Raw genomic sequence first — 18,716 nt, forward strand, 5'->3', positions numbered from 1 at the left:
GCGGGCGCACCCGCCCTCCGGGCCCGCCCCCTGACGCGGCCCTCCGGCCGCCCTGGGCATGTTCGGGGTCGGGGCCGCGCCCGTCCCGGCGGCGCGCCACGCGCGGTCGCAGGTTCCCCCCATCGGGTGGACGCGGGGTGGCCGGCTTCACTCCTCGACGGCCACCCGGACGGTGTCCAGGCCGGGATCCGCGGCGTCGGGGATGAGCATGCCGGCCTCGAGGCCGCTGCGCAGGTAGCGGACCACCTCGCCGTTGAGGCGCTCCCCGGGCAGCGCGGCGGGGATGCCGGGCGGGTAGGGGGTGAGCATCTCGGCGGCGATCCGGCCGGCGGCCTTCTCGACCGGGACCTGTTCGGTGGGCCCGAAGAAGGCGTCGCGGGGCAGCAGCACCTGTTCCAGGCGCAGTTCGGCGGGCTCGGGGACGTGCACCCGGCCGGCGGGCCGCAGGGTGGGCGCGACGTCGACGAGCTCGGTCAGGGCGTCGAGCAGGACGTGGGTGGTGGTGTTGTCGTCGGCGTGGCTGAGCTGGGCGCTGATCCGGCGGTGGTCGCACACGTGCAGGTTGATCTGGTGGTGGGAGCGCAGCCAGTCGCCGGCGCGGTAGCCGGTCGTGCCGAGCGCCGAGATGTCGACGACGACCTGGAGCGGGTCGAGGTCGGCGGCGCGTCCCGCCCCGCAGAAGTCCGCCCGGCCGTGGACGTGCAGGCCGTCCAGCCGGTCGATGTCCCGGCGGAGCTCCTCGGCGAGCTGCAGCGTCCGGTCGTAGAGCTCGCGTCCGTGCTGGACCATCTGCCGGCGCCAGCCGTCCAGGGCGGCGTACACCAGGACGGAGGGGCTGGTGGTGCCGAGCAGGTCCTCGCGCTGACTGAGCACGGCCGGATCGATCCGGTCGCCCTGGAGGTGGAAGACCGAGCTCTGTTCGAGGGCGGAGCCCATCTTGTGCACGGAGGTGACGCAGACGTCCGCGCCGACGTCCATGGCCCACCGCGGCAGGTCCGGGTGGAAGGGCAGGTGCGCGCCCCACGCCTCGTCGACGATCAGCGGCAGGCCCCGCTCGTGGCAGACCTCGGTGATCGCGGCGAGGTCCGCGCAGGCGCCGTAGGGCGTGGGCGAGGTGACGAGCGCGCCGCGGGCGTCCGGGTGCTGCTCGAACACGGCGCGGACGGAGTCGGCGGAGGGCGGGTGCGCGAGGTGCAGGTCGGGGTCCCACTGGGGCTCGACCCAGATGGGGCGGATGCCGGCGAGGATGAGGCCGGCCACGACGGACTTGTGGACGTCACGGCCGACCAGCAGCTCCTCGTGGGGGCCGGCGACGGACAGCATGGCGGCCTTCACCGACAGCGAGCTGCCGCAGGTGGAGAAGAACGTGTGGTCCGCGCCGACGGCTTCGGCCATCAGCTCCTGGGCGTGCTCCAGGATGCCCCGTGAGGACGTCCGGTCGTCCAGGCCACCCGTCGCCAGGACGTCGGAACGGAACACCTCGGCGCCGAGCGCCTGCAGGACGCGCGGGTCGGTGCCGCGACCCTGCCGGTGGCCGGGGGGCGTGAAGCCGGTCATCGGGTTGGCGTGGAAGGCCGCGAGGGCCTCGAGAACGGGGGCTTGGGACTGGTCCATGGGCGGCGCCTGCCCGGACGGCCCGGAAGGAAACGGGAGCGGCCGGCGGGTGGCGCCCGGTGCACGGGCCGACCGACGTTTGGGACGGGCTCGGCGGGTAACCGTGCGTATGTGCTGACCATCGGCGTGGAGGAGGAGTACGTCCTCATCGATCCGGCCAGCGGCGTGCCGGTGGCCCGCGCGGCCGACGTCCAGGCTGCCGCGAACCGCCAACGCGCCCTGACCGAGGGCGAGGTCCAGCGGGAGCTGAGCCAGGCGCAGATCGAGGTCGCGACCCCGGTGTGCCGCAGCCTGGACGAGGTCGGCGGGCACCTGCTGCGCCTGCGGCACTCGCTGGCCCAGGCCGCCCGGGCGTGCGGCTGCCGGCTCGCGGCCACCGGGTCGGTGCCCTTCACCGACCGGCTGCGCGTCCCCGTCACCCGCACCCCCCGCTACCTGCGGCTCCGGCGGGCCGCACCGGCCCTCGTCGACGAGCAGCTGATCAACGGCATGCACGTCCACGTCGGCGTCCCGGACCGCGAGGCGGGCGTCCGGGTCCTCAACGGCCTGCGGCCCTGGCTGCCGGTGCTGACCGCGGTCGCCGCGAACTCCCCGTTCTGGCACGGCGGCGACACCGGTTTCGCCAGCTGGCGCACGGTTGTCTTCGACCGTTGGCCGGTGTCCGGTCCGCCGCCCGAGTTCGCCGACGCCGCGGACTACGACCGCCGCATCAGCACCCTCGTCGAGCGCGGGCTGATCGCCGACACCGGACAGATCTACTGGCAGGCCCGCTTGTCCGAGCGCTACCCCACGGTCGAGGTCAGGGCCATGGACGTGCAGCTCACGGTGGACGAGGCCGTACTCGTCGCCGGGCTCGTCCGGGCGCTGTGCGCCAGCACCCTCGGCGGCGCCGAAACACCCCCCTCCGAGCCGGAGTTCATCCGGGCGGCGGGTTGGTACGCCGCCCGGCACGGGACGACGGGCGTGCTGCACGATCCGGTCACCGGCCGACCGGTGCCCGCCCGGCAGGCCACCGGATCCCTGGTCGCCCGGGTCGACGACGCACTGGCGGCCACCGGCGACCGGGACCGGGCCGCGTGCCTGCTCGGACGCCTCCACCGGGACGGCAACGGCGCGGTGCGGCAACGCCGGGCCCTGCGCCGGGAGGGCCGCGCCTCGGTGATCGGCCTGATCGTCGACGAGACCGCCTGAACCGCACGGCCCGGGCCCGCCGGCTCACCCCCCTCCGCCGGCGTGCCCGCGGACGCTGCCCCGGCGGCCGCCGACCGACGGGGGAGGGCGGGTCCGACGGCGTGATCTACTGAAGGCACCCCTCCCGACCCCCGACCTTCCGACCCCTCCGACCGACGTGTGAAGGGTGCACCATGCGAGAGCAGGAGTCCGCACCGGCGGCCCCAGGCGTGGCTCCCGCGATCGGCGACCTCGGTTGCTACGCGGTCGACGGCAGCGGGCGGATCGTCGCGGTCAACGACCACGGCCTCCGGCTGCTGCGGCTGACCCTCGCGGACGCGCTCGGCCGCGACCACCACGAGCTGCTGCACCGCAGTCCGGACGGGAGCGTCGTGCCGCGGGCGCAGTGCCCGGTCCTGGACGCCGTCCTGTCCCGGGCCACGTGCAGCGGTTCGGAGCTGTGCTTCCTGCGCGGTGACGGCCTGCTGCTGCCGGTGCACTGGACGACCACCCCCTGCCTCGGAGAGAGCGAGAACGGCGCGGCCACCCTGGTGCTGTTCCACCCCAGTGCGGAGGACGTGGCGGTCAACGCCCCGGGGACGCTGTCGGAGCTCGAACGGCTCGCGCTGCTCGCCGAGACCACCACCTCCCTGACGTCGACCATGAACGAGCAGGACACCGTCGACCGGCTGGCCGGGCTGGTGCTGCCGCGGTTGGCCGACTGGGCGGTGGTCGACCTCATCGACGACAGCGGCGACGTCTGGCGCACCCGGGTGGTCGAGCACCAGGACGGCCGCACCGTCCGGCACGAGCAGCTGGAGGGGCCGATTCCCGCCGTCGCCCCGCAGTCCACGCTGCCGCTGTCGCGCGCCCTGCGCGGGACCGCGGCCTCCCTGGCCGATCCGGGGGTCTACGAGGGCGAGCCGGACTCCGGCATCGCCGTCGTCCAGCGCGAGCTGTTCCTCGCGACCGGCATGCACTCGGCCGCCATCGCGCCGATCCGCGGGCCGCGGGAGGTCCTCGGCGCGCTCACCCTGGGGCGCGGCGCCAACCCCGTGCCGTTCGCCACCCGCGACCTGTCGCTGCTGGAGGACATCACCCGCCGGGTGGGACTGGCGATCTCCAACTCGCGGCTGTACCAGCGCCAGAGGCGCGTCGCCGAGACGATGCAGCGCCACCTGCTGCCCCGGCTGCCCGACGTGCCGGGGGTGGAGCTCCACGCCGGCTACCTGTCCGCGCCGGACGCCTCCCAGGTCGGAGGCGACTGGTACGACGCCTTCGGCCTCTCGGACGACGCCACCGCCCTGGTGATCGGCGACGTCGTCGGCCACGACCTGGAGGCCGCCGCCGGCATGGCGCAGCTGCGCAACATGCTCCGGGCGCTCGCGTGGGCCCACCAGCGCCGGCCGAGCGGCGTCGTCGAGCAGCTCGACCAGGCCATGGGCCGCATCACCGACCTGCCCACCGCGACGCTCATCCTGGGCCACCTCGCCCCGGACGCGGACGGCGGCTGGACGTGGACGTGGACCAACGCGGGCCACCCGCCGGCCCCTCCTGGTCACGTACGACGGCCGCGCCGACTACCTCCAGGCCCCGCGCAGCCTCCTCCTCGGCAGCGGCGTCGCGGCGCCCCGTGCCGACGCCTCGGTGCGGCTGCCGCCGGGATCCACGCTCGTGCTGTACACCGACGGCCTCATCGAGTCGCGCGCCAGCGGCGTCGAGCCGGGCCTGGCCCGGCTGCGCCGGCACGCCGCCGCCCTCGCCCACCACCACGTGGAGTCCTTCTGCGACCGGCTGCTGGAGCGCGTCCGGCCGCCGGACAACGACGACGACGTGGCCCTGCTGGTGCTGCGCGTCCCCCGCCGCCGGGGCCGCTGACACCCGTCGGCGCCACGGGACGGGTCGTCCCCGGCGGCCGCCCGGGCGGCCGTCAGCCGTCAGCCGTCTCCTGCCGAGCCGCGCTGCTTCCGGCCCTCCCGCTCGGGGCCGTCCCGCTCGGGGCCGTCCCGCTCGGGAGCATCCCGCTCCGCGCCGTCCCGCTTCGCGTCGTCCCGTCCGCCGTCCCGGAGCTCGGTGATCACCGCCCAGGCGACCGACACCACCGGCACGGCGACCAGCGCCCCCAGCACCCCGGCCAGGACGGCTCCGCCCGTCACCGACAGGGCGATGGCCACCGGATGGATGCGCACCGACCAACCGAGCACCAGCGGGTGCAGCAGGTGCCCCTCGATCTGGCCGATGATCACGATCAGGGCGAGCACGAGCAGCGCGACCACCGGCCCGCGGGCGGCCAGGGCGACCAGCGCCGCGATGGCCAGGGCGATCGGCGAGCCGATCAGCGGGATCAGCGTGGCCACGAACTCCAGCACGATCAGCGGCAGCACCAGCGGCACCCGCAGCAGCGCCAGGGCGATGCCGACCAGCACGGCGTTGGTCGCCGCCACGATCAGCACGCCCCGGGTGTACCCGGCGAAGGTGTGCCACGCGGCCGGCCCGGCCCGTCCCAGGACGGGTCGCGCGCCGGCGGGGAACTGCCGCTGGGCCCAGGACCACATCCGGTCGCCGGAGTGCAGGAAGAACACCGAGCAGAACACCGCGAGGGCGAGCCCCGTGACGAGCTCGACGGCCCGGCTCGCTCCGCTGAGCGCGGTGCTCAGCAGCGCCGAGCGGTGGGCGGAGATCCAGTCGCCGATCTTGGCCCTCAGGTCCGCGACGGTGCCGGGGCGCAGGTGGAAGGGGGCCTTGGCGAGCCAGTGGTCGATCCGGCCGAGGCCGCCGGTCAGCTCGCTGCTGAGCCGGTTCCACTCGTCGGCGACGTTCGTCCCGACCAGGGCCAGGACCCCGGCGACGACCACGATGGCGAGGAGGAAGGCGAACAGCACGGCGAGCGAGCGCGGCAGCACCCGGTCGAGCAGGTCGACCAGCGGGCGCAGGACGGAGGTGATGACCAGGGCCAGGAACAGCGCGATCACCGGGAGCTGGAGCTCGCCGAGGACGCCGACGAACAGGTACGCGACCACGCCGAGCAGGCCCAGCCGCCAGGCGTACCCGGCGGCGGTCCGCAGCCCGGCGGGGACCCGCTCCCCGGCAGGTGCCGGGCGGCCCCCGCGGGGCACCACGCGGGCCGGACGGGGCGCCACCCGCGCGGGGCGCAGTGCCGCCCGGGGCCGGCGGCTGCCGAGCGGCCGGGGGTGGCGGCCGGGCCGACCCGGTCCGGCGCCGTTCACGTCCACGGGGTGCCTCCCTGACGACGGCCGGGCTCGATCCGGTCCTCGCGGCTACCCCCGGCGGGCGGGGCGGAAACGGGCCCGCTCACAGCTGGGCCATGAGCGTGACCAGCATCGCGGCCAGCCCGACCGCGAGCCACGCGACGTAGTCGCCGAGCAGCCCGGAGTGCAGGCGGCGCAGCGGCAGCACCGCCCTGCGGTACAGCCCGCCGGTGCCGCGCCTCGGATCCCGGCGCACGGCCGCGGTGGCGAAGGCCACGGCCAGCAGGGCGGAGAGCAGCCCCAGCCCGACGCCGGAGGCCGTCCACCAGGCCTCCGGCGCGGGGGCGGGCGGCGGCCCGGGGTGCCCGAGGACGTCGGCGAGGTAGCCGGCGCGGTCGGTGAAGACGGCCGCCGCGGACGCCAGGGCCCGCCCCACCCCCGGCAGCACTCCCACGGACAGGCACCCGGCCAGCAGCAGCGCGGGAACGACGACCATCGGCTTCGGCACCCGGCCCTCGGCCGGACGGATCTCCGGCCCCTCGCCCTCCCCGGTGGTCGCGGCCACCTCGGGCCGTTCGATCGGCGGGAGGCCGAAGCCGCCGAAGACCCGCAGGCCGGCCCGGAGCACCGCGCCGCCGGTGAGCGCGGAGACCAGGACGAACACCACGGGCAGCCAGCCGAGTTCACGCCCGGCGGCCTCCTCGGCGACGGCCTTGCCGAGGCCGGTGCCGTACGGGGGCAGGCCCGCCAGGGCGAGCGCACCGAGGACGAACAGCACCCCGGGCAGCCGGAGTTCGCGGGCCCGGCCGTGCAGGCCGTGTTCGTCCACCGAGCCGTACCGGTCGAGCAGGACCCCGGTGAGGCCGAACAGGGCGGCTTTGGCGCCCGCGTGGCCGGCCACGTACACGGCGGCGCCGCTCAGGCCGGCCGGATCCAGCAGGGCGGCGCCGATCAGGAACAGGCCGACGTGCCCGACGGTGGAGAACGCGAGCATCCGTTTGAGGTGCCGCTGCTCCCAGCACATCGCGGCGCCGACCAGGGCGGTGACGACGCCCACCGCGAGCAGGGTGTCCCGGACGACGGCGTCCGGAAGGCCGCCGGCTCCGGCGAAGACCACCCGGTGGATCCGCGCCACGCCGTAGAGGCCGAGTTCGACCATCACGCCGGACAGCAGCATGCACACCGGGCTCGGGGCGACGGCGTGGGCGTCCGGCAGCCAGAAGTGGAAGGGCGCCGCCGCGGCCTTCACCAGGGGGCCCGCCAGCACCAGGACGAACGCGATCACGACCAGGGCGTCCCGGCCGTGCCCGGCTGCGGCCCGTTCGTCCAGGGCGGCCCCGATCTGGGCGAGGCCGAGCTCCCCGGTGCGGGCGTAGAGCAGGCCGATGCCGACCAGTGAGAGGTAGGCGGCGGCCGAGTTGACCAGTCCGAAGGCGAGGGCGCCCTGGAGCGGCCGCGGGTCCTCGATCCGGTAGCCGGTCAGCGCGTAGGCGACGGCGCCCATGAGCTCGAAGAAGACGAAGGCGTCGAAGAGGTCCCCGGTGAGCGCGAAGCCGCACATCCCGGCCTCGAAGAGCAGCAGCAGGGCGGGGAACATCCCGCCGTGCTCGCCGGAGGGTTCGTCGAAGTACCGCCAGGAGTAGCACAGGACGGCCAGCACCAGGACGGTGACGAGCAGCGCGAGGCCGCTGCCGATCCGGTCGGCGACCAGGACGATGCCCACGCTGTGGCCGCCCGTCGGCGTCCAGTCGCCCAGCCAGGACACCGCCCGCCCGTCGGAGCCGGTGCGGGCCCACAGCGCGCAGAGGCAGACGACGTCGGCGGCGGCCCACAGGGTGGCGAGGGCGTCGCGGCCCCGGCGGGGGAGCCACCGGCCGGCGACGGCCAGGACGGCCGCGCCCAGCAGCGGGATCGCGACGGCCAGCGGGAGGAGGTCCGCGGTGCGCACCCGGCCTCACCCACGCAGCCCGGTGAGTTCCTCCGGGTCCACCGTGCCGTGCCGCTTGCGCAGTTGGATCACCAGGGAGAGGAGCAGCGCGGTGACGGTCGCCCCGACCACGATGTCGGTGAGGGCGAGCGCCTGGACGACCGGGTCGACCACCGGGGCGTCGGTCGGCAGGTCGGAGTAGACGGGGGCGGTGGCGCCGCTGCGGTAGCCGACCGCGAGCAGCAGGACGTACGTCGAGGACTGCGCGACGGCCAGGCAGCCGACCGCCTGCACCAGGTTGCGGCTGGTGACCAGTCCGTACAGCCCGGCGAGCAGGATCCATCCGGCCACCAGGTAGGGGAAGACGCTCATGGGTCCACCTCGGTCCGCTGGTTCATCGGTCGCTCCTGCGCGGGACGACTTCCACCGCCTGGTCCAGGAAGTGGGCGAGCAGCACCACCACGCCGGAGGCGACCTCCACCCCGACGGCGGCGTTGATCACCGCGACCAGCCCGCTGGAGGACAGCTCGTTGAAGGTGCCGAGCGGCAGGGTGTTGGTGAGGTAGGCCGTGCCCTGGGCGAGGCCGAGCAGGCCGAGGCCGGCGTACGCCCCGGCGGCCAGGGCGTCCGCGACGTCCAGCACCGCGAGCGGGCGGATCCGCTTGAGCACCAGGTAGTCGGCGGCGACGTAGGCCAGGTGCAGGGCGGTGGCCAGCACCACGCCCCCCTGGAAGCCGCCCCCGGGGCTCAACTGGCCGTGGGCGACGAGGTATCCGCCGACCAGCACGGTGACCGGCAGCAGCGTGGCGCCGAACAGCCGGGTGCTGGGCAGCACGGGTTCGGCGGAGGCGCGGCGCTTGTGCTCGTCCCGGGCCAGTCGCAGCAGTATCCCCGCGCCGAGCACCGAGCCGAAGAGGATCGACTCCTCCCCGAGGGTGTCGAAGGCGCGCTGGTCGAAGTTGACGGAGGAGATGATGTTGGCCGTTTGGCGGGCCAGTCCGGCGGCCACGGCCCGTTCCCCGTACGGGTGCCGGGCCCCGCCGAAGCCCGGGAGCTGGGTCGCGGCGGTGATCAGGGCGGCGGCGAGGACGGCCGCGGCGGTCAGGAAGAGCCGCAGCCGGGCGGTGCGGCTCACTCGCCGCGGTCCGAACGGTCGTCCGGGTGTTCCTCGCGGCGCACCCGGCGGACGGTCAGCAGGATCAGCAGCGGGGTGATCGCGCTGCCCACGCCGAGTTGGGAGAGTGCGACGTCGGGGGCCTGGAGGACGGTGAACAGGAGGGCGAGGCAGAGCCCGAGCAGGGCGAGGACGGCCGCCTGGCGGACCGGGTCGCGGGTGAGTGCGGCGGCGGTCGCGGTGATGGCGGTGAGCAGCAGCGCGACCACGATCAGGGTGTTGTTCACCGCTTCGCCTCCCGTTCGGCGCGGACGGTGGTCCGGGCGACGGCCATCGTGGCGATGGTGCCGCCGGCCGCCAGCAGCAGGCCGATCACCAGCAGCTTCGCGGCTCCCCGGCCGGGCCCGGTGTCGACGGCGAGGGCGAGGGCGACCAGTGGGGCGCCCAGCGCGGCGGCGGGGGAGAGGGCGTGCAGCCGCAGGTAGGGGCCCGGCAGCAGGACGAGGGCGAACGCGGCGAGCAGCAGGGTGGCGGTGCCCGCGCCCAGCAGGGCCAGGGCGACGGTGTGACGGCCCATCAGCGCTCCCTCCCGGCCAGGAAGCGGGTGAACACCAAGGTCCCGGCGGGGGCGAGCACCGCGAGGTCCAGCGCCAGGTCGGTGTAGGAGGTGCGGCTGAACCCCTGGGCGAGCAGCAGCAGGACGACGGCCGTCACCGTCGCGGCGAGGTTGAGAGCGGCCAGGCGCTGCTCGGCGGCGCCGCGCAGCCCGAGCAGCAGGCAGGGCCCGATCGCGCCGACGGCCAGCAGGGCGGCCGTCAGCAGCCAGGCGTTCACCGGGCGTCTCCGGTCAACGCCCGCTCCAGCGCCGAGGGTTCGTCGCCGAGCGTGTGGACGCTCAGGTCGCCGTCCTGCGCGTCGACCGCGATCGCGCCGGGAGTGGAGGACAGCAGCGCCGCCGCCCAGGCCGTGCCGGTGCCGGGGGCGAACCGGACGGTGCGGAAGCCGCCGTGCCGGTGCCGCGGCGACAGGACGGCGAGCGCGAGCCGACCGGTGTCGGCCAGCAGTGTCCGGGGGAACGCCCAGAGCGCGTGCGCCAGTCGGGCCCCGCCGCCGGGTGCGGCCCCGGACGCGCGCCGCACCGCGAGGGCGCCGACGGCGCCGAGGAGGGCGATGCCGCCGCCGACCGCCACCTCCAGGGGCGTCACCGAACTGATCAGCACCGTGTTGAGCAACAGCAAAACCCCCCACCAGAGCGTGAGTTCGACCGCCGTCCGCATCGCACCACCCCCAAGTCCTCGATGTCAGGGCGCCCGCCGCGGTGGCGGGCGCCCCAGGTCTACCGCCCGGTCGGCGTACGCGCGTCGCACGCAACGCCGCCGGGGTCGCGATCGCCGTACCGGACCACCCGTTCGCCGGACGGCGCGGCCGAAACCTCCGATGATCGGCCCGGTCGGCTCAGTCGGGCGTCTCGTGCGGCTCCGCCGCGTGGCCGGGTCCGGCCGACGACTGCTCCGACTCCGCAGCCGGTTCCGTCACCTCGAACTCCGGGCCGTCCTGCGGCCCCTTCTCCTGCTCGGGGGCGGGCGGTGGTCCGCCCTCGCCGGTCATCCGGGACTCGGGGGTCTCCACCGGCACCGGCGGATCCTTCGGAACGGGCTTTCCGGGGTCGCTCATTCGCGTTCACCTCCTGGGGCGGGGCGGGCGGGGTCGGGCGCACTTCTGCGCGGCCTGGACAAGCGAGGCCTTGCCCGGCCGGCCGGGGCCGGAACGCCGGCCCGGACGGTCGTCGCCAGGCCTGGACGTCAGGGCTGGAAGAGCACCTTGACCACGCCGTCCTGCTTCTGTTGGAACATCTCGTACGCGGCGGGGGCCTCGGTCAGCGGCACGTGGTGGGTGGCGAAGCCCTCCACCCCCAGCGGGTCGCCGTCGCCGAGCAGCGGCAGCAGGTCCTCCGACCACCGCAGGACGTTGGCCTGGCCCATCCGCAGCCGCAGTTGCTTGTCGAACATGGTCATCATCGGCAGGGGGTCGGTCATGCCGCCGTACACGCCGGACAGCGAGATGGTGCCGCCGCGGCGCACCATGTCCACCGCCAGGTGCAGGGCGTGCAGCCGGTCGAGGCCGACCCGGGTCATCAGCCGGGAGGCCACCGCGTCCGGCAGCAGCGAGGTCATCCGCTGGGCGGCGGTCGCGGCGGGGGAGCCGTGCGCCTCCATGCCGACCGCGTCGATCACGGCGTGCGGGCCCCGGCCGTCGGTCAGCTCCCGGGCGGTGTCGACCACCCGGGACCCGTGCCGGGCGAGGTCCAGCACCTCGACGCCGTGCTTCCTGGCGCGTTCCAGCCGCTCCGGGACGAGGTCCACGCCGATCACGGTGCCGGCCCCGCGGTGGCGCGCGATGCGGGTGCACATGTCCCCGATCGGGCCGAGGCCGAGCACCGCGACGCTGCCGCCGGGCGGGATCTCGGCGTACTCCACCGCCTGCCAGGCGGTCGGCAGGACGTCGGACAGCAGGACGAAGCGGTCGTCCGGCGGCCCGTGCGGCACCGTGATGGGCAGCGTGTTGCCGAACGGGACGCGCAGCAACTCGGCCTGACCGCCGGGCACCTGGCCGTAGAGCTTGGTGTAGCCGAAGAGCGCGGCGCCGGTGCCGTAGGCGTGCACCTGGGTGGTCTCGCACTGGGACTGCAGGCCCTGCACGCAGAAGTGGCAGGTGCCGCAGGAGACGTTGAACGGGACGACCACGCGATCGCCCGGCTCGACGGCGTGCACGGCGCTGCCCGTCTCGCGGACCACGCCCATCGCCTCGTGCCCCAGGATGTCGCCCTCGTCCAGGAAGGCGCCGAGGACCTCGTACAGGTGCAGGTCGGATCCGCAGAGTCCGGTGGTGGTGACCTCGACCAGGATGTCCGTGGGCTCCTGGATCACCGGGTCGGGGACGGAGTCGACGCGGACGTCGCGGCGCCCGTGCCAGGTCACGGCCTTCATGCTGGATCTCCCTCCGGTCGGACCGGGCCGGCGGCCGCGCGCGCGGCCGCCGGCTGCCCGGACTCAGTCCTTGCCGACGTCCTTGATCTTCTCCGCGGCCTGCTTGAGGTCGCTCTTCATCTGCTTGCCCCGGCCCTCGGCCTCGACGCCCGGGTCGTCCGTGGCCTTGCCGACTGCCTCCTTGGCCTTGCCGTGGACCTTCTCGGCGGCGTTGCGCAGCTTGTCGTCGGTACCCATCGGGTGCACTCCTCTCATGGCGGGGGGCTGATGGCGCCCCGGGGCCGCGTGTGCCCCGCGCTGGGGATTCCACACCGGGAATTCCCGTCCCGGCGCGGAGCGTCAGCCCTCGGACGGCTCGGCGTGGGCGCGGAGCGTCAGCCCTCGGACGGCTCGGCGTGGGCGGGGAGCCCGCGGACGACCCGCCCGTCCGGCCCGGTCATCACGACCAGGCCGTCCAGGTGGGCGAGGTGGTACGGCTGGCCGCCGTCCACCATGATCATGTAGACCAGGCCGCAGGGCGCGACCTCGGCCCGCACCCGCTCGTCGCAGTCCTGGTAGACCGGGTGGCCGTGCGGGCCCGGCGGGCCGTCCAGCGAGAGCAGGCACCGGCCGACGGGCTCCGGGCACACCACGAGCCACACGGGGGGCGGTTCCACGGGCACCGGGGCCTCCGTCATGACGCCGTCGGCTCGTTGTGCGCCCGGCTCGCCCGGCGCCCCAGGGTGGTCAGCCGGTGGACCGGGCCGCCCCGCGGGTGCCGGCTCGCGGCCAGCGAGCCGGGGACGCCGTGCTCCGGCGCGCTGCCCGCCCCCGGCAGCAGCCGCGCCGTCAGGCCCAGCAGGCGGTTCGTGGTCGCGGGCGCCACCCCGTGGGCCAGCACGGCGGCCTTGGCGAGCGGCGTCAGCACCAGCTCCCGCCGCCCGCTCTCGGCCGCCCGGACGATCCTCCGGGCGGCCCGCCGCGCGTCCATCGACACCAGCGGCAGCGACGCGGCGGTCGCGAACCACGCGTACTCCCGGCCCGCCTGCCCGGCGAACTCGGCGGCGGTCTGCGAACCGGTGCGCATCAGCCCCGGCAGGACGGTGGTCACCCGGATCCCGTACTGCCCCAGCTCGGCGCACAGGCCCTCCGAGAGCCCGGTCAGCGCGAACTTGGCGGCCACGTACGGCAGGAGGTGCGGCGCCGGGATCCGCCCGCCGATCGAGCTGATCATGACGATCGAGCCCGCGCGGCGGGCCCGCATCGACGGCAGCACCGCCTGGACCATCCTCAGCGGAGCCATCGCCATCAGTTCGTGCGCCCGGCGGAAGTCCTGCTCCTGCATCGCCGAGACCGGGCCGACCTGGATCACGCCCGCGTTGTTGACCAGCAGGTCCACGTCCGCGCCGAACCGCTCCCGCACCGCGGCCAGCAGCCGGGCCGGCGCCTCGGCGTCCATCAGGTCGCAGGTCGTGGCGGCCACCTCGCCGGGGCGCCCGCGCAGCTGCCGCAACGCCCGCTCCAGCGCCAGTTCGTCCCGGCCGCAGATCATCACCGAGCAGCCGCGGTCCGCGAGTTCCCCCGCGATCAGCAGCCCCAGCCCCCGGGAGGAGCCGGTCACCAGGGCCGTCCGTCCGGCCAGGCTCGTACCGCGCATCGGTCGTACCTCCTTCCGGACCCGGGGGTCCGACCCTGCCGCGTGTGTCCGGCCGACCCGGCCGCAAACCCCCGTGTGGTCCCGCCCGGGCGGGGCACCAGCCCTACCGTGAGCAGATTGACCACCGCCGACCCGCACGGCCCCGGCTGGCGCCGGCTGCGCCGGGGCCGCGGCTTCGCCTACCGGGACGCCGACGGCACCCCGCTGCGGGACGCCTCGGCCCTCGCCCGGGTGAAGGCGCTCGCGATCCCGCCCGCCTGGACGGACGTGTGGATCTGCCCCCACCCCCGCGGGCACCTCCAGGCCATCGGCACCGACACGGCCGGACGCCGCCAGTACCTCTACCACCCCGAGTTCCGGGCCCGGCAGGAGGCCGCCAAGCACGACCACGTCCTCGCCGCCGCCGCGGCGCTGCCCCGGCTGCGCGGACGCGTCCAGGCGGACCTCGCCGGGCGCGGACTCGGCCCCGACCGCGTCCTCGCCTGCGCCGCACGCCTGCTCGACCTGGGCTTCTTCCGGATCGGCGCGCCCGGCTACGAGCGCGCCAACGGCTCGTACGGCCTCACCACCCTGCGCCGCGACCAGGTGGCGGTGCACGGCAGCCGGGTGCGCTTCGCCTACCGGGCCAAGTCGGGCCGGGAGCGCGACCTCACCCTGGAGGACCGCGCGGTGGCCGCCGTGGTCCGGGCGCTGCTGCGCCGCCGCGACCAGGGGCCGAGACTGTTCGCCTTCCGGGAGGGCCGGACCTGGACGGAGGTCGACGCCGCCCGCCTCAACGCCTACCTGCGCGAGCACAGCGGCACCGACCTGTCCGCCAAGGACTTCCGCACCTGGCACGCCACCGTGCTGGCCGCGGTCGGGCTGGCGGTCTCCTGGCCGTCGGCCGCGCTCCCGTCGGCCGCGCGCCGGCGCGCGGAGGCCCGGGTGGTCCGGGAGGTCGCCGTCCACCTGGGCGACACCCCCGCCGTCTGCCGCGCCGCCTACCTCAACCCGCGCCTGTTCGAGCTGTACCACCGGGGCGTCACCATCGCCCCGGCCCTGCGGGCGCTCGCGCCGGGGGAGGGGAACGGCCTGCCCGGCACCGGCGAGGAGGTCGAGCGGGCGGTCATCGACCTGCTGGGCGGCGCGGGCGATCAGCCGCGCCGGGCGTCCGTCCAGGCCAGCAGCCGGTCGCGCGGCCAGGTGGTGACCAGCCGTTCGGCACCGAGGCCGAAGCGCGCGGCGCGGGCGTAGCCGGAGGTGAGCCAGTGCAGCTGCTCCGGCGCGTGGGCGTCGGTGTCGACGGCGAACAGGCAACCGGCCCCGACGGCCAGCGCCAGCAGCTCGTCGGGCGGATCCCGGCGCTCGGGGCGGCAGTTGATCTCCACGGCGGTTCCGGCCGCGGCGCAGGCGGCGAACACCGCCTCGGCGTCGAAGCTGGACGGCGGCCGGCCGCGCCCGGTGACGATCCGCCCGGTGCAGTGCCCGAGCACGTTCGTCCGGGGCTCCCGGACCGCCGCCACCATCCTGGCCGTCATCGGGTCCCGGTCCGCGCGCAGCTTGGAGTGCACGGAGGCCACCACCACGTCGAGGCGGTCGAGCAGCTCGGGCTCCTGGTCGAGCGAGCCGTCCTCGAGGATGTCGCACTCGATCCCGGTCAGCAGCCGGAAGTCCCCGGCGCGGGCGTTGTAGGCCGCGACGGCGTCGAGTTGGAGCCGCAGCCGCTCGGGGCTGAGGCCGTGGGCGATGGTCAGCCGCGGCGAGTGGTCGGTGAGCACGGCCCAGTGGTGCCCGAGCGCGCGGGCGGCGTCCGCCATCTCCTCGATCGGGTGGCCGCCGTCGGACCAGTCGGAGTGCAGGTGGCAGTCGCCGCGTGCGGCCGCCAGCAGGTCCCACCCGGCGCGGGCCTGCGGGCCGGCCGCCTCCTCCAGCTTGGCGAGGTAGCCGGGCGTGCGGCCGGCCGAGGCCTCGGCGATCACCTCGGCGGTGACCGGTCCGACACCGCGCAGCCGGCGGGCCCGGTCGGCGTCCACCGCCCCGGGCGGCAGGGCTCGGGCCGCGTCGGCCGCGGTGTGGAAGGCCCGGACGCGGTACGTCGAGGCGCCGTTCCACTCCAGGAGGAAGGCGATCCGCTGCAGTGCCTCCGCCGGGTCCATGGCGGTGCGCGCCTCAGGGAGCCGTTCCGCGCACCGCGGCTCACCGCCGCCGGGCGAGCGCGCCGGCGGCGGCGCCGAGCAGCGCCGCCCCGCCGGCGGCCAGCAGGCCGTGGTGCTGGGAGGCCCACAGCTGGGCGCTGCGCTCGCGGGACTCCTCGTCGAAGCGGCCGTGGGCACCGCGGTCCGCGGCCGCGTCGGCCGGGGCCCAGAGGTTGGCCCGGTCCTGGCCGCGGTGCAGCTCGTCGTCCTGTTGGGCGGCGATCCCGGTGCGGGCCAGGTACCGGTCGAGCAGGCCGGGGGCCAGGGAGTTGGCGATCAGGGTGGCCGCGGTGCTGCCGCCCACCCAGTACTCCCGCCGCCCGGGGTGGTCGGCGGCGTAGCGGACGGCCCGGGCGGCCAGCTCGGGCTGGTGCACGGGCGGCACGGGCCGGGCGCGGCCGCGCAGCCGGTTCAGCACCCAGTCGAACTGCGGGGTGTTGACCGCCGGCAGCTGCACCATGGTCACCCGCACCCCGGACCCGCTGGCCAGCAGTTCGCACCGCAGCGCCTCGTGCCAGCCCTGGATGGCGTGCTTGGCGCCGCTGTAGGCCGTCTGGAGCGGAATGCCCCGGTAGGCGATCGCCGAACCGACCTGCACGATCGTGCCGTGGTCGCGCGGCAGCATCCGGCTCAGCGCGGCGCGCGTGGCGTTCACGTAACCCAGGTAGGTGACGTCGGTGACCCGCTGGAACTCGGCGGGGCTGATCTCGGTGAAGGGCGCGAAGACGGACACGAAGGCGTCGTTGACCCAGACGTCGATCGGGCCGAACTCCGCCTCGGCCCGGGCGGCCACCGCCTCGCAGGCCTCCGGATCGGACACGTCCGCCAGGACGGTGCGCACCGGCGAACCCGCCGCCTCCGCCTCGGCCGAGGCGGCGCGCAGCCCGGCCATGCCGCGGGCGACCAGCACCAGGCGGTCGCCCCCGGTGGCGAAGGCCCGGACGCAGGCGCGGCCGACCCCGGCCGTGGCACCGGTGATGACGACGGTGCGGGGCATGGAACGGGTGCGTCTCGTCATGGCGGGGCGTCTTGCCGGGCGGGCGGGCACCGAAACGTCAGGGCCCGGAACGTCAGGGCCCGAAATGTCAGGGACCGAGACGCGAGGGCCCGAGACATCAGGGACCGGAACGTCAGGAACCGAGACCTCAGGGTTCGGAGCCCGTGTCGGGGTCGTCCGGCGGCCGGGTGTACTTGCCGTCGTGCCGGCGCAGGTGCTGGACGGGCAGGATCAGCCAGCAGGACGCGAACCAGAACATGACGGCGCCGGTGATCCAGCCGGAGGCCGCCGACCCGGTCGCCACCCGCAGCAGGAGCAGCAGCGCCGCGCTGACGGTCAGGGCCAGCAGCACCAGTCCGATGGCGACCAACCGGGCCGCCGCGTCGACCAGTTCGGGTTTCAGCCGGCGCCCGGCGAAGATCCGGTGGTAGGCGACCGGTGAGGTCAGCGCGCCGGTGGCGAGGGCACCGAGGACCACCGTCGAGACGTACAGCCCCCGGTCGAAAGCGCCGAGTTGGGCGAAGCGCGGCATGAACGCCACGCTCAGCAGGAACCCGAAGAGGATCTGGGAACCGGTCTGGGCGACCCGCACCTCCTGGAGCAGCTCGGCCCAGCGCCGGTCCGCCCGTTCCTCGGGCGACTCCTGCCGACCGGTCCTCGGCCGCGGAAGGTGCCCGCGCTCGCTGTCCGGCGTCGTCATGCTGATCGCCTCCACCTCCTGTCCGTGGAGCGTGTAGCCGCGACAGGTCCGGGCAAACGCCGGTCATGGACGAGGAGCGAGTGGCGTACCCGGCCGCGCTCCGGGGGCTTCCCGGGCGCCCGGGCGTCCGTGCCGCGCGGCATGATGGTCGCGACGGCACGTCGCCGTCCCGATCGCCCAGGGAGCGTGCCATGCCACCGCGAGCCGAAGATCCCACCGGGGCCGAGGAGGAACAGGGCGGCGGGCTGCGCATCGCCGTGGCCCGGGCCGGCCCGGCGCGCGTGGTCACCGTCGCGGGCGAGCTGGACCACGACTCGGCGGACCGCCTGCGCACCGTCCTCGCCGGTCCCGCCGAGGACGGCGTCGAGCGGATCGTCGTCGACCTCGCGGGGCTGCGGTTCTGCGACTCCACCGGCCTCAACATCCTGCTGCACGCCCGGATCGAGGCCGAGGCCGCCGGGCTGCGCCTGGAACTCGCGAGCCTGCGCCCGATCGTGGCCCGGCTGTTCGCGATCACCGGCGCGGACACCGTGCTGCGGATCCATCCCGACCTGCGGGCGGCGCTGGCGTCGGCCGACGGGCCGTCCGAAGACGCGGGCGAGACCCCCGGGTCGGCGTGAAGGGGGCTGGACATGGACCGCTCCGGACCAGGACCGCAAGCGGCCGCGGGAGACACGAGACGGCTCGTGTTCACCGGCAGTCAGGGAGCGGTCCAGCGCAGCCGCGAGTTCAGCCGTGAGGCACTGCGGTCCTGGCACTGGCTGCCCGCGCCCGACGACGAGCAGGAGGCCGTCGCCGAGGACGTCGTGCTGATGGTGTCGGAACTGGTCACCAACGCCTGCCTGCACGCCCCCGGAGGCCCGCACGAGCTGCGGCTGCACTGGGACGGCCTCCGGTTGCGGGTGGAGGTGCTGGACGCCAGCCCGGTGCGGCCGCAACTGCGACCGTTCGCCGATCCGAGCCGCCCGGGCGGCCACGGCCTGCGGGTGGTGGACCGGCTCGCCGGAGCCTGGGGCAGCGTGCCGGCGGGCACGGGGAAGTCCGTGTGGCTCGAGGTGGCTTCCCCGCTCGACCGCCGCGGCGGCCCCCCCCCCCCCCCCGCCGGGGGCGCCCGCGCGGGGGGACAACCACGCCCGCCGCCCCGCCGCCGCCCGCGCACCCAACCACACCCCCCCGACCAACCCCAGA

At 75.7% G+C, this 18,716-nt stretch carries 20 protein-coding genes and 2 pseudogenes; 5 read left to right on the forward strand and 17 right to left on the reverse strand.

What is annotated here, in order from left to right; genetic code table 11:
- Window positions 1-147: 147 nt before the first annotated feature.
- Window positions 148-1,614: an aminotransferase class I/II-fold pyridoxal phosphate-dependent enzyme gene (locus ACGF07_RS20385; RefSeq protein ID WP_392900733.1), complete on the reverse strand. Its 1,467-nt coding sequence runs from the start codon at window positions 1,612-1,614 to the stop codon at window positions 148-150.
- 111 nt (window positions 1,615-1,725) lie between these two features.
- Between ACGF07_RS20385 and ACGF07_RS20390 the strand changes: the two genes are divergently transcribed.
- The gene (locus ACGF07_RS20390) at window positions 1,726-2,805 is read left to right on the forward strand and encodes a glutamate--cysteine ligase (RefSeq protein WP_392900736.1); all 1,080 of its coding nucleotides are present in this window, start codon (window positions 1,726-1,728) and stop codon (window positions 2,803-2,805) included.
- Between the two features lie 173 nt (window positions 2,806-2,978).
- Window positions 2,979-4,662 (forward strand): annotated as a pseudogene (locus tag ACGF07_RS20395) (SpoIIE family protein phosphatase).
- 59 nt (window positions 4,663-4,721) lie between these two features.
- Here the strand turns inward: ACGF07_RS20395 and ACGF07_RS20400 are convergent.
- The 13 genes from ACGF07_RS20400 to ACGF07_RS20460 form a co-directional block, all read right to left on the reverse strand.
- Entirely contained in the window at window positions 4,722-6,017 is a 1,296-nt protein-coding gene (locus ACGF07_RS20400) for an AI-2E family transporter (RefSeq protein ID WP_392900740.1), read from the reverse strand.
- A gap of 79 nt (window positions 6,018-6,096) precedes the next feature.
- Entirely contained in the window at window positions 6,097-7,941 is a 1,845-nt protein-coding gene (locus tag ACGF07_RS20405; RefSeq protein ID WP_392900743.1) for a complex I subunit 5 family protein, read from the reverse strand.
- A gap of 6 nt (window positions 7,942-7,947) precedes the next feature.
- On the reverse strand, window positions 7,948-8,292 hold the full coding sequence (locus tag ACGF07_RS20410) for a cation:proton antiporter subunit C (RefSeq protein WP_350744030.1): 345 nt from the start codon (window positions 8,290-8,292) through the stop codon (window positions 7,948-7,950).
- Between the two features lie 22 nt (window positions 8,293-8,314).
- A complete protein-coding gene (locus tag ACGF07_RS20415; protein WP_392900746.1) occupies window positions 8,315-9,055 on the reverse strand; it encodes an MnhB domain-containing protein in 741 nt (246 codons plus the stop codon).
- The gene (locus ACGF07_RS20420) at window positions 9,052-9,321 is read right to left on the reverse strand and encodes a Na(+)/H(+) antiporter subunit B (RefSeq protein WP_392900749.1); all 270 of its coding nucleotides are present in this window, start codon (window positions 9,319-9,321) and stop codon (window positions 9,052-9,054) included. Before ACGF07_RS20420 ends, ACGF07_RS20415 begins: the two co-directional genes overlap by 4 nt.
- Window positions 9,318-9,611, reverse strand: a complete 294-nt coding sequence (locus tag ACGF07_RS20425) for a monovalent cation/H(+) antiporter subunit G (protein WP_392900752.1) — start codon at window positions 9,609-9,611, stop codon at window positions 9,318-9,320. The genes ACGF07_RS20420 and ACGF07_RS20425 overlap by 4 nt, the downstream gene beginning before the upstream one ends.
- Window positions 9,611-9,868, reverse strand: coding sequence for a monovalent cation/H+ antiporter complex subunit F (locus ACGF07_RS20430; protein ID WP_392900755.1), 258 nt, complete (start codon window positions 9,866-9,868; stop codon window positions 9,611-9,613). The genes ACGF07_RS20425 and ACGF07_RS20430 overlap by 1 nt, the downstream gene beginning before the upstream one ends.
- A complete protein-coding gene (locus tag ACGF07_RS20435) occupies window positions 9,865-10,272 on the reverse strand; it encodes a hypothetical protein (protein WP_392900758.1) in 408 nt (135 codons plus the stop codon). Before ACGF07_RS20435 ends, ACGF07_RS20430 begins: the two co-directional genes overlap by 4 nt.
- 217 nt (window positions 10,273-10,489) lie before the next feature.
- A complete protein-coding gene (locus ACGF07_RS20440; RefSeq protein WP_350744024.1) occupies window positions 10,490-10,708 on the reverse strand; it encodes a hypothetical protein in 219 nt (72 codons plus the stop codon).
- A 128-nt stretch (window positions 10,709-10,836) separates the two neighbouring features.
- Window positions 10,837-12,021 carry an alcohol dehydrogenase catalytic domain-containing protein gene (locus ACGF07_RS20445; protein ID WP_392900761.1) on the reverse strand — a complete coding sequence of 395 codons (1,185 nt, stop codon included), beginning with the start codon at window positions 12,019-12,021 and terminating at the stop codon, window positions 10,837-10,839.
- Between the two features lie 63 nt (window positions 12,022-12,084).
- Window positions 12,085-12,258, reverse strand: a complete 174-nt coding sequence (locus ACGF07_RS20450) for a CsbD family protein (RefSeq protein WP_350744022.1) — start codon at window positions 12,256-12,258, stop codon at window positions 12,085-12,087.
- Between the two features lie 137 nt (window positions 12,259-12,395).
- Window positions 12,396-12,677: a DUF6296 family protein gene (locus ACGF07_RS20455; RefSeq protein WP_350744021.1), complete on the reverse strand. Its 282-nt coding sequence runs from the start codon at window positions 12,675-12,677 to the stop codon at window positions 12,396-12,398.
- A gap of 17 nt (window positions 12,678-12,694) precedes the next feature.
- Window positions 12,695-13,657: an SDR family NAD(P)-dependent oxidoreductase gene (locus ACGF07_RS20460; RefSeq protein WP_392900765.1), complete on the reverse strand. Its 963-nt coding sequence runs from the start codon at window positions 13,655-13,657 to the stop codon at window positions 12,695-12,697.
- Between the two features lie 108 nt (window positions 13,658-13,765).
- On the opposite strand from ACGF07_RS20460, the gene ACGF07_RS20465 reads away from it, so the two are divergent.
- Complete coding sequence (locus ACGF07_RS20465; protein ID WP_392900768.1) at window positions 13,766-14,890, forward strand: DNA topoisomerase IB; 1,125 nt, start codon at window positions 13,766-13,768, stop codon at window positions 14,888-14,890.
- Here ACGF07_RS20465 and ACGF07_RS20470 read toward each other — a convergent pair.
- From ACGF07_RS20470 to ACGF07_RS20480, 3 genes are all read right to left on the reverse strand, one after another.
- Window positions 14,791-15,792: a PHP domain-containing protein gene (locus ACGF07_RS20470; RefSeq protein ID WP_392900771.1), complete on the reverse strand. Its 1,002-nt coding sequence runs from the start codon at window positions 15,790-15,792 to the stop codon at window positions 14,791-14,793. The genes ACGF07_RS20465 and ACGF07_RS20470 overlap by 100 nt on opposite strands.
- A 40-nt stretch (window positions 15,793-15,832) precedes the next feature.
- Window positions 15,833-16,849, reverse strand: a complete 1,017-nt coding sequence (locus tag ACGF07_RS20475) for an SDR family oxidoreductase (protein WP_392900774.1) — start codon at window positions 16,847-16,849, stop codon at window positions 15,833-15,835.
- A gap of 127 nt (window positions 16,850-16,976) precedes the next feature.
- Complete coding sequence (locus ACGF07_RS20480; RefSeq protein WP_392900777.1) at window positions 16,977-17,528, reverse strand: DUF6328 family protein; 552 nt, start codon at window positions 17,526-17,528, stop codon at window positions 16,977-16,979.
- 191 nt (window positions 17,529-17,719) lie between these two features.
- On the opposite strand from ACGF07_RS20480, the gene ACGF07_RS20485 reads away from it, so the two are divergent.
- Window positions 17,720-18,148 carry an STAS domain-containing protein gene (locus ACGF07_RS20485; protein ID WP_392900779.1) on the forward strand — a complete coding sequence of 143 codons (429 nt, stop codon included), beginning with the start codon at window positions 17,720-17,722 and terminating at the stop codon, window positions 18,146-18,148.
- 12 nt (window positions 18,149-18,160) lie between these two features.
- A pseudogene (locus tag ACGF07_RS20490) lies at window positions 18,161-18,716 on the forward strand (ATP-binding protein); the annotation flags it as partial.

It is taken from the genome of Kitasatospora sp. NPDC048194 (genome assembly GCF_043202455.1).
Taxonomy (GTDB): Bacteria; Actinomycetota; Actinomycetes; order Streptomycetales; family Streptomycetaceae; genus Kitasatospora.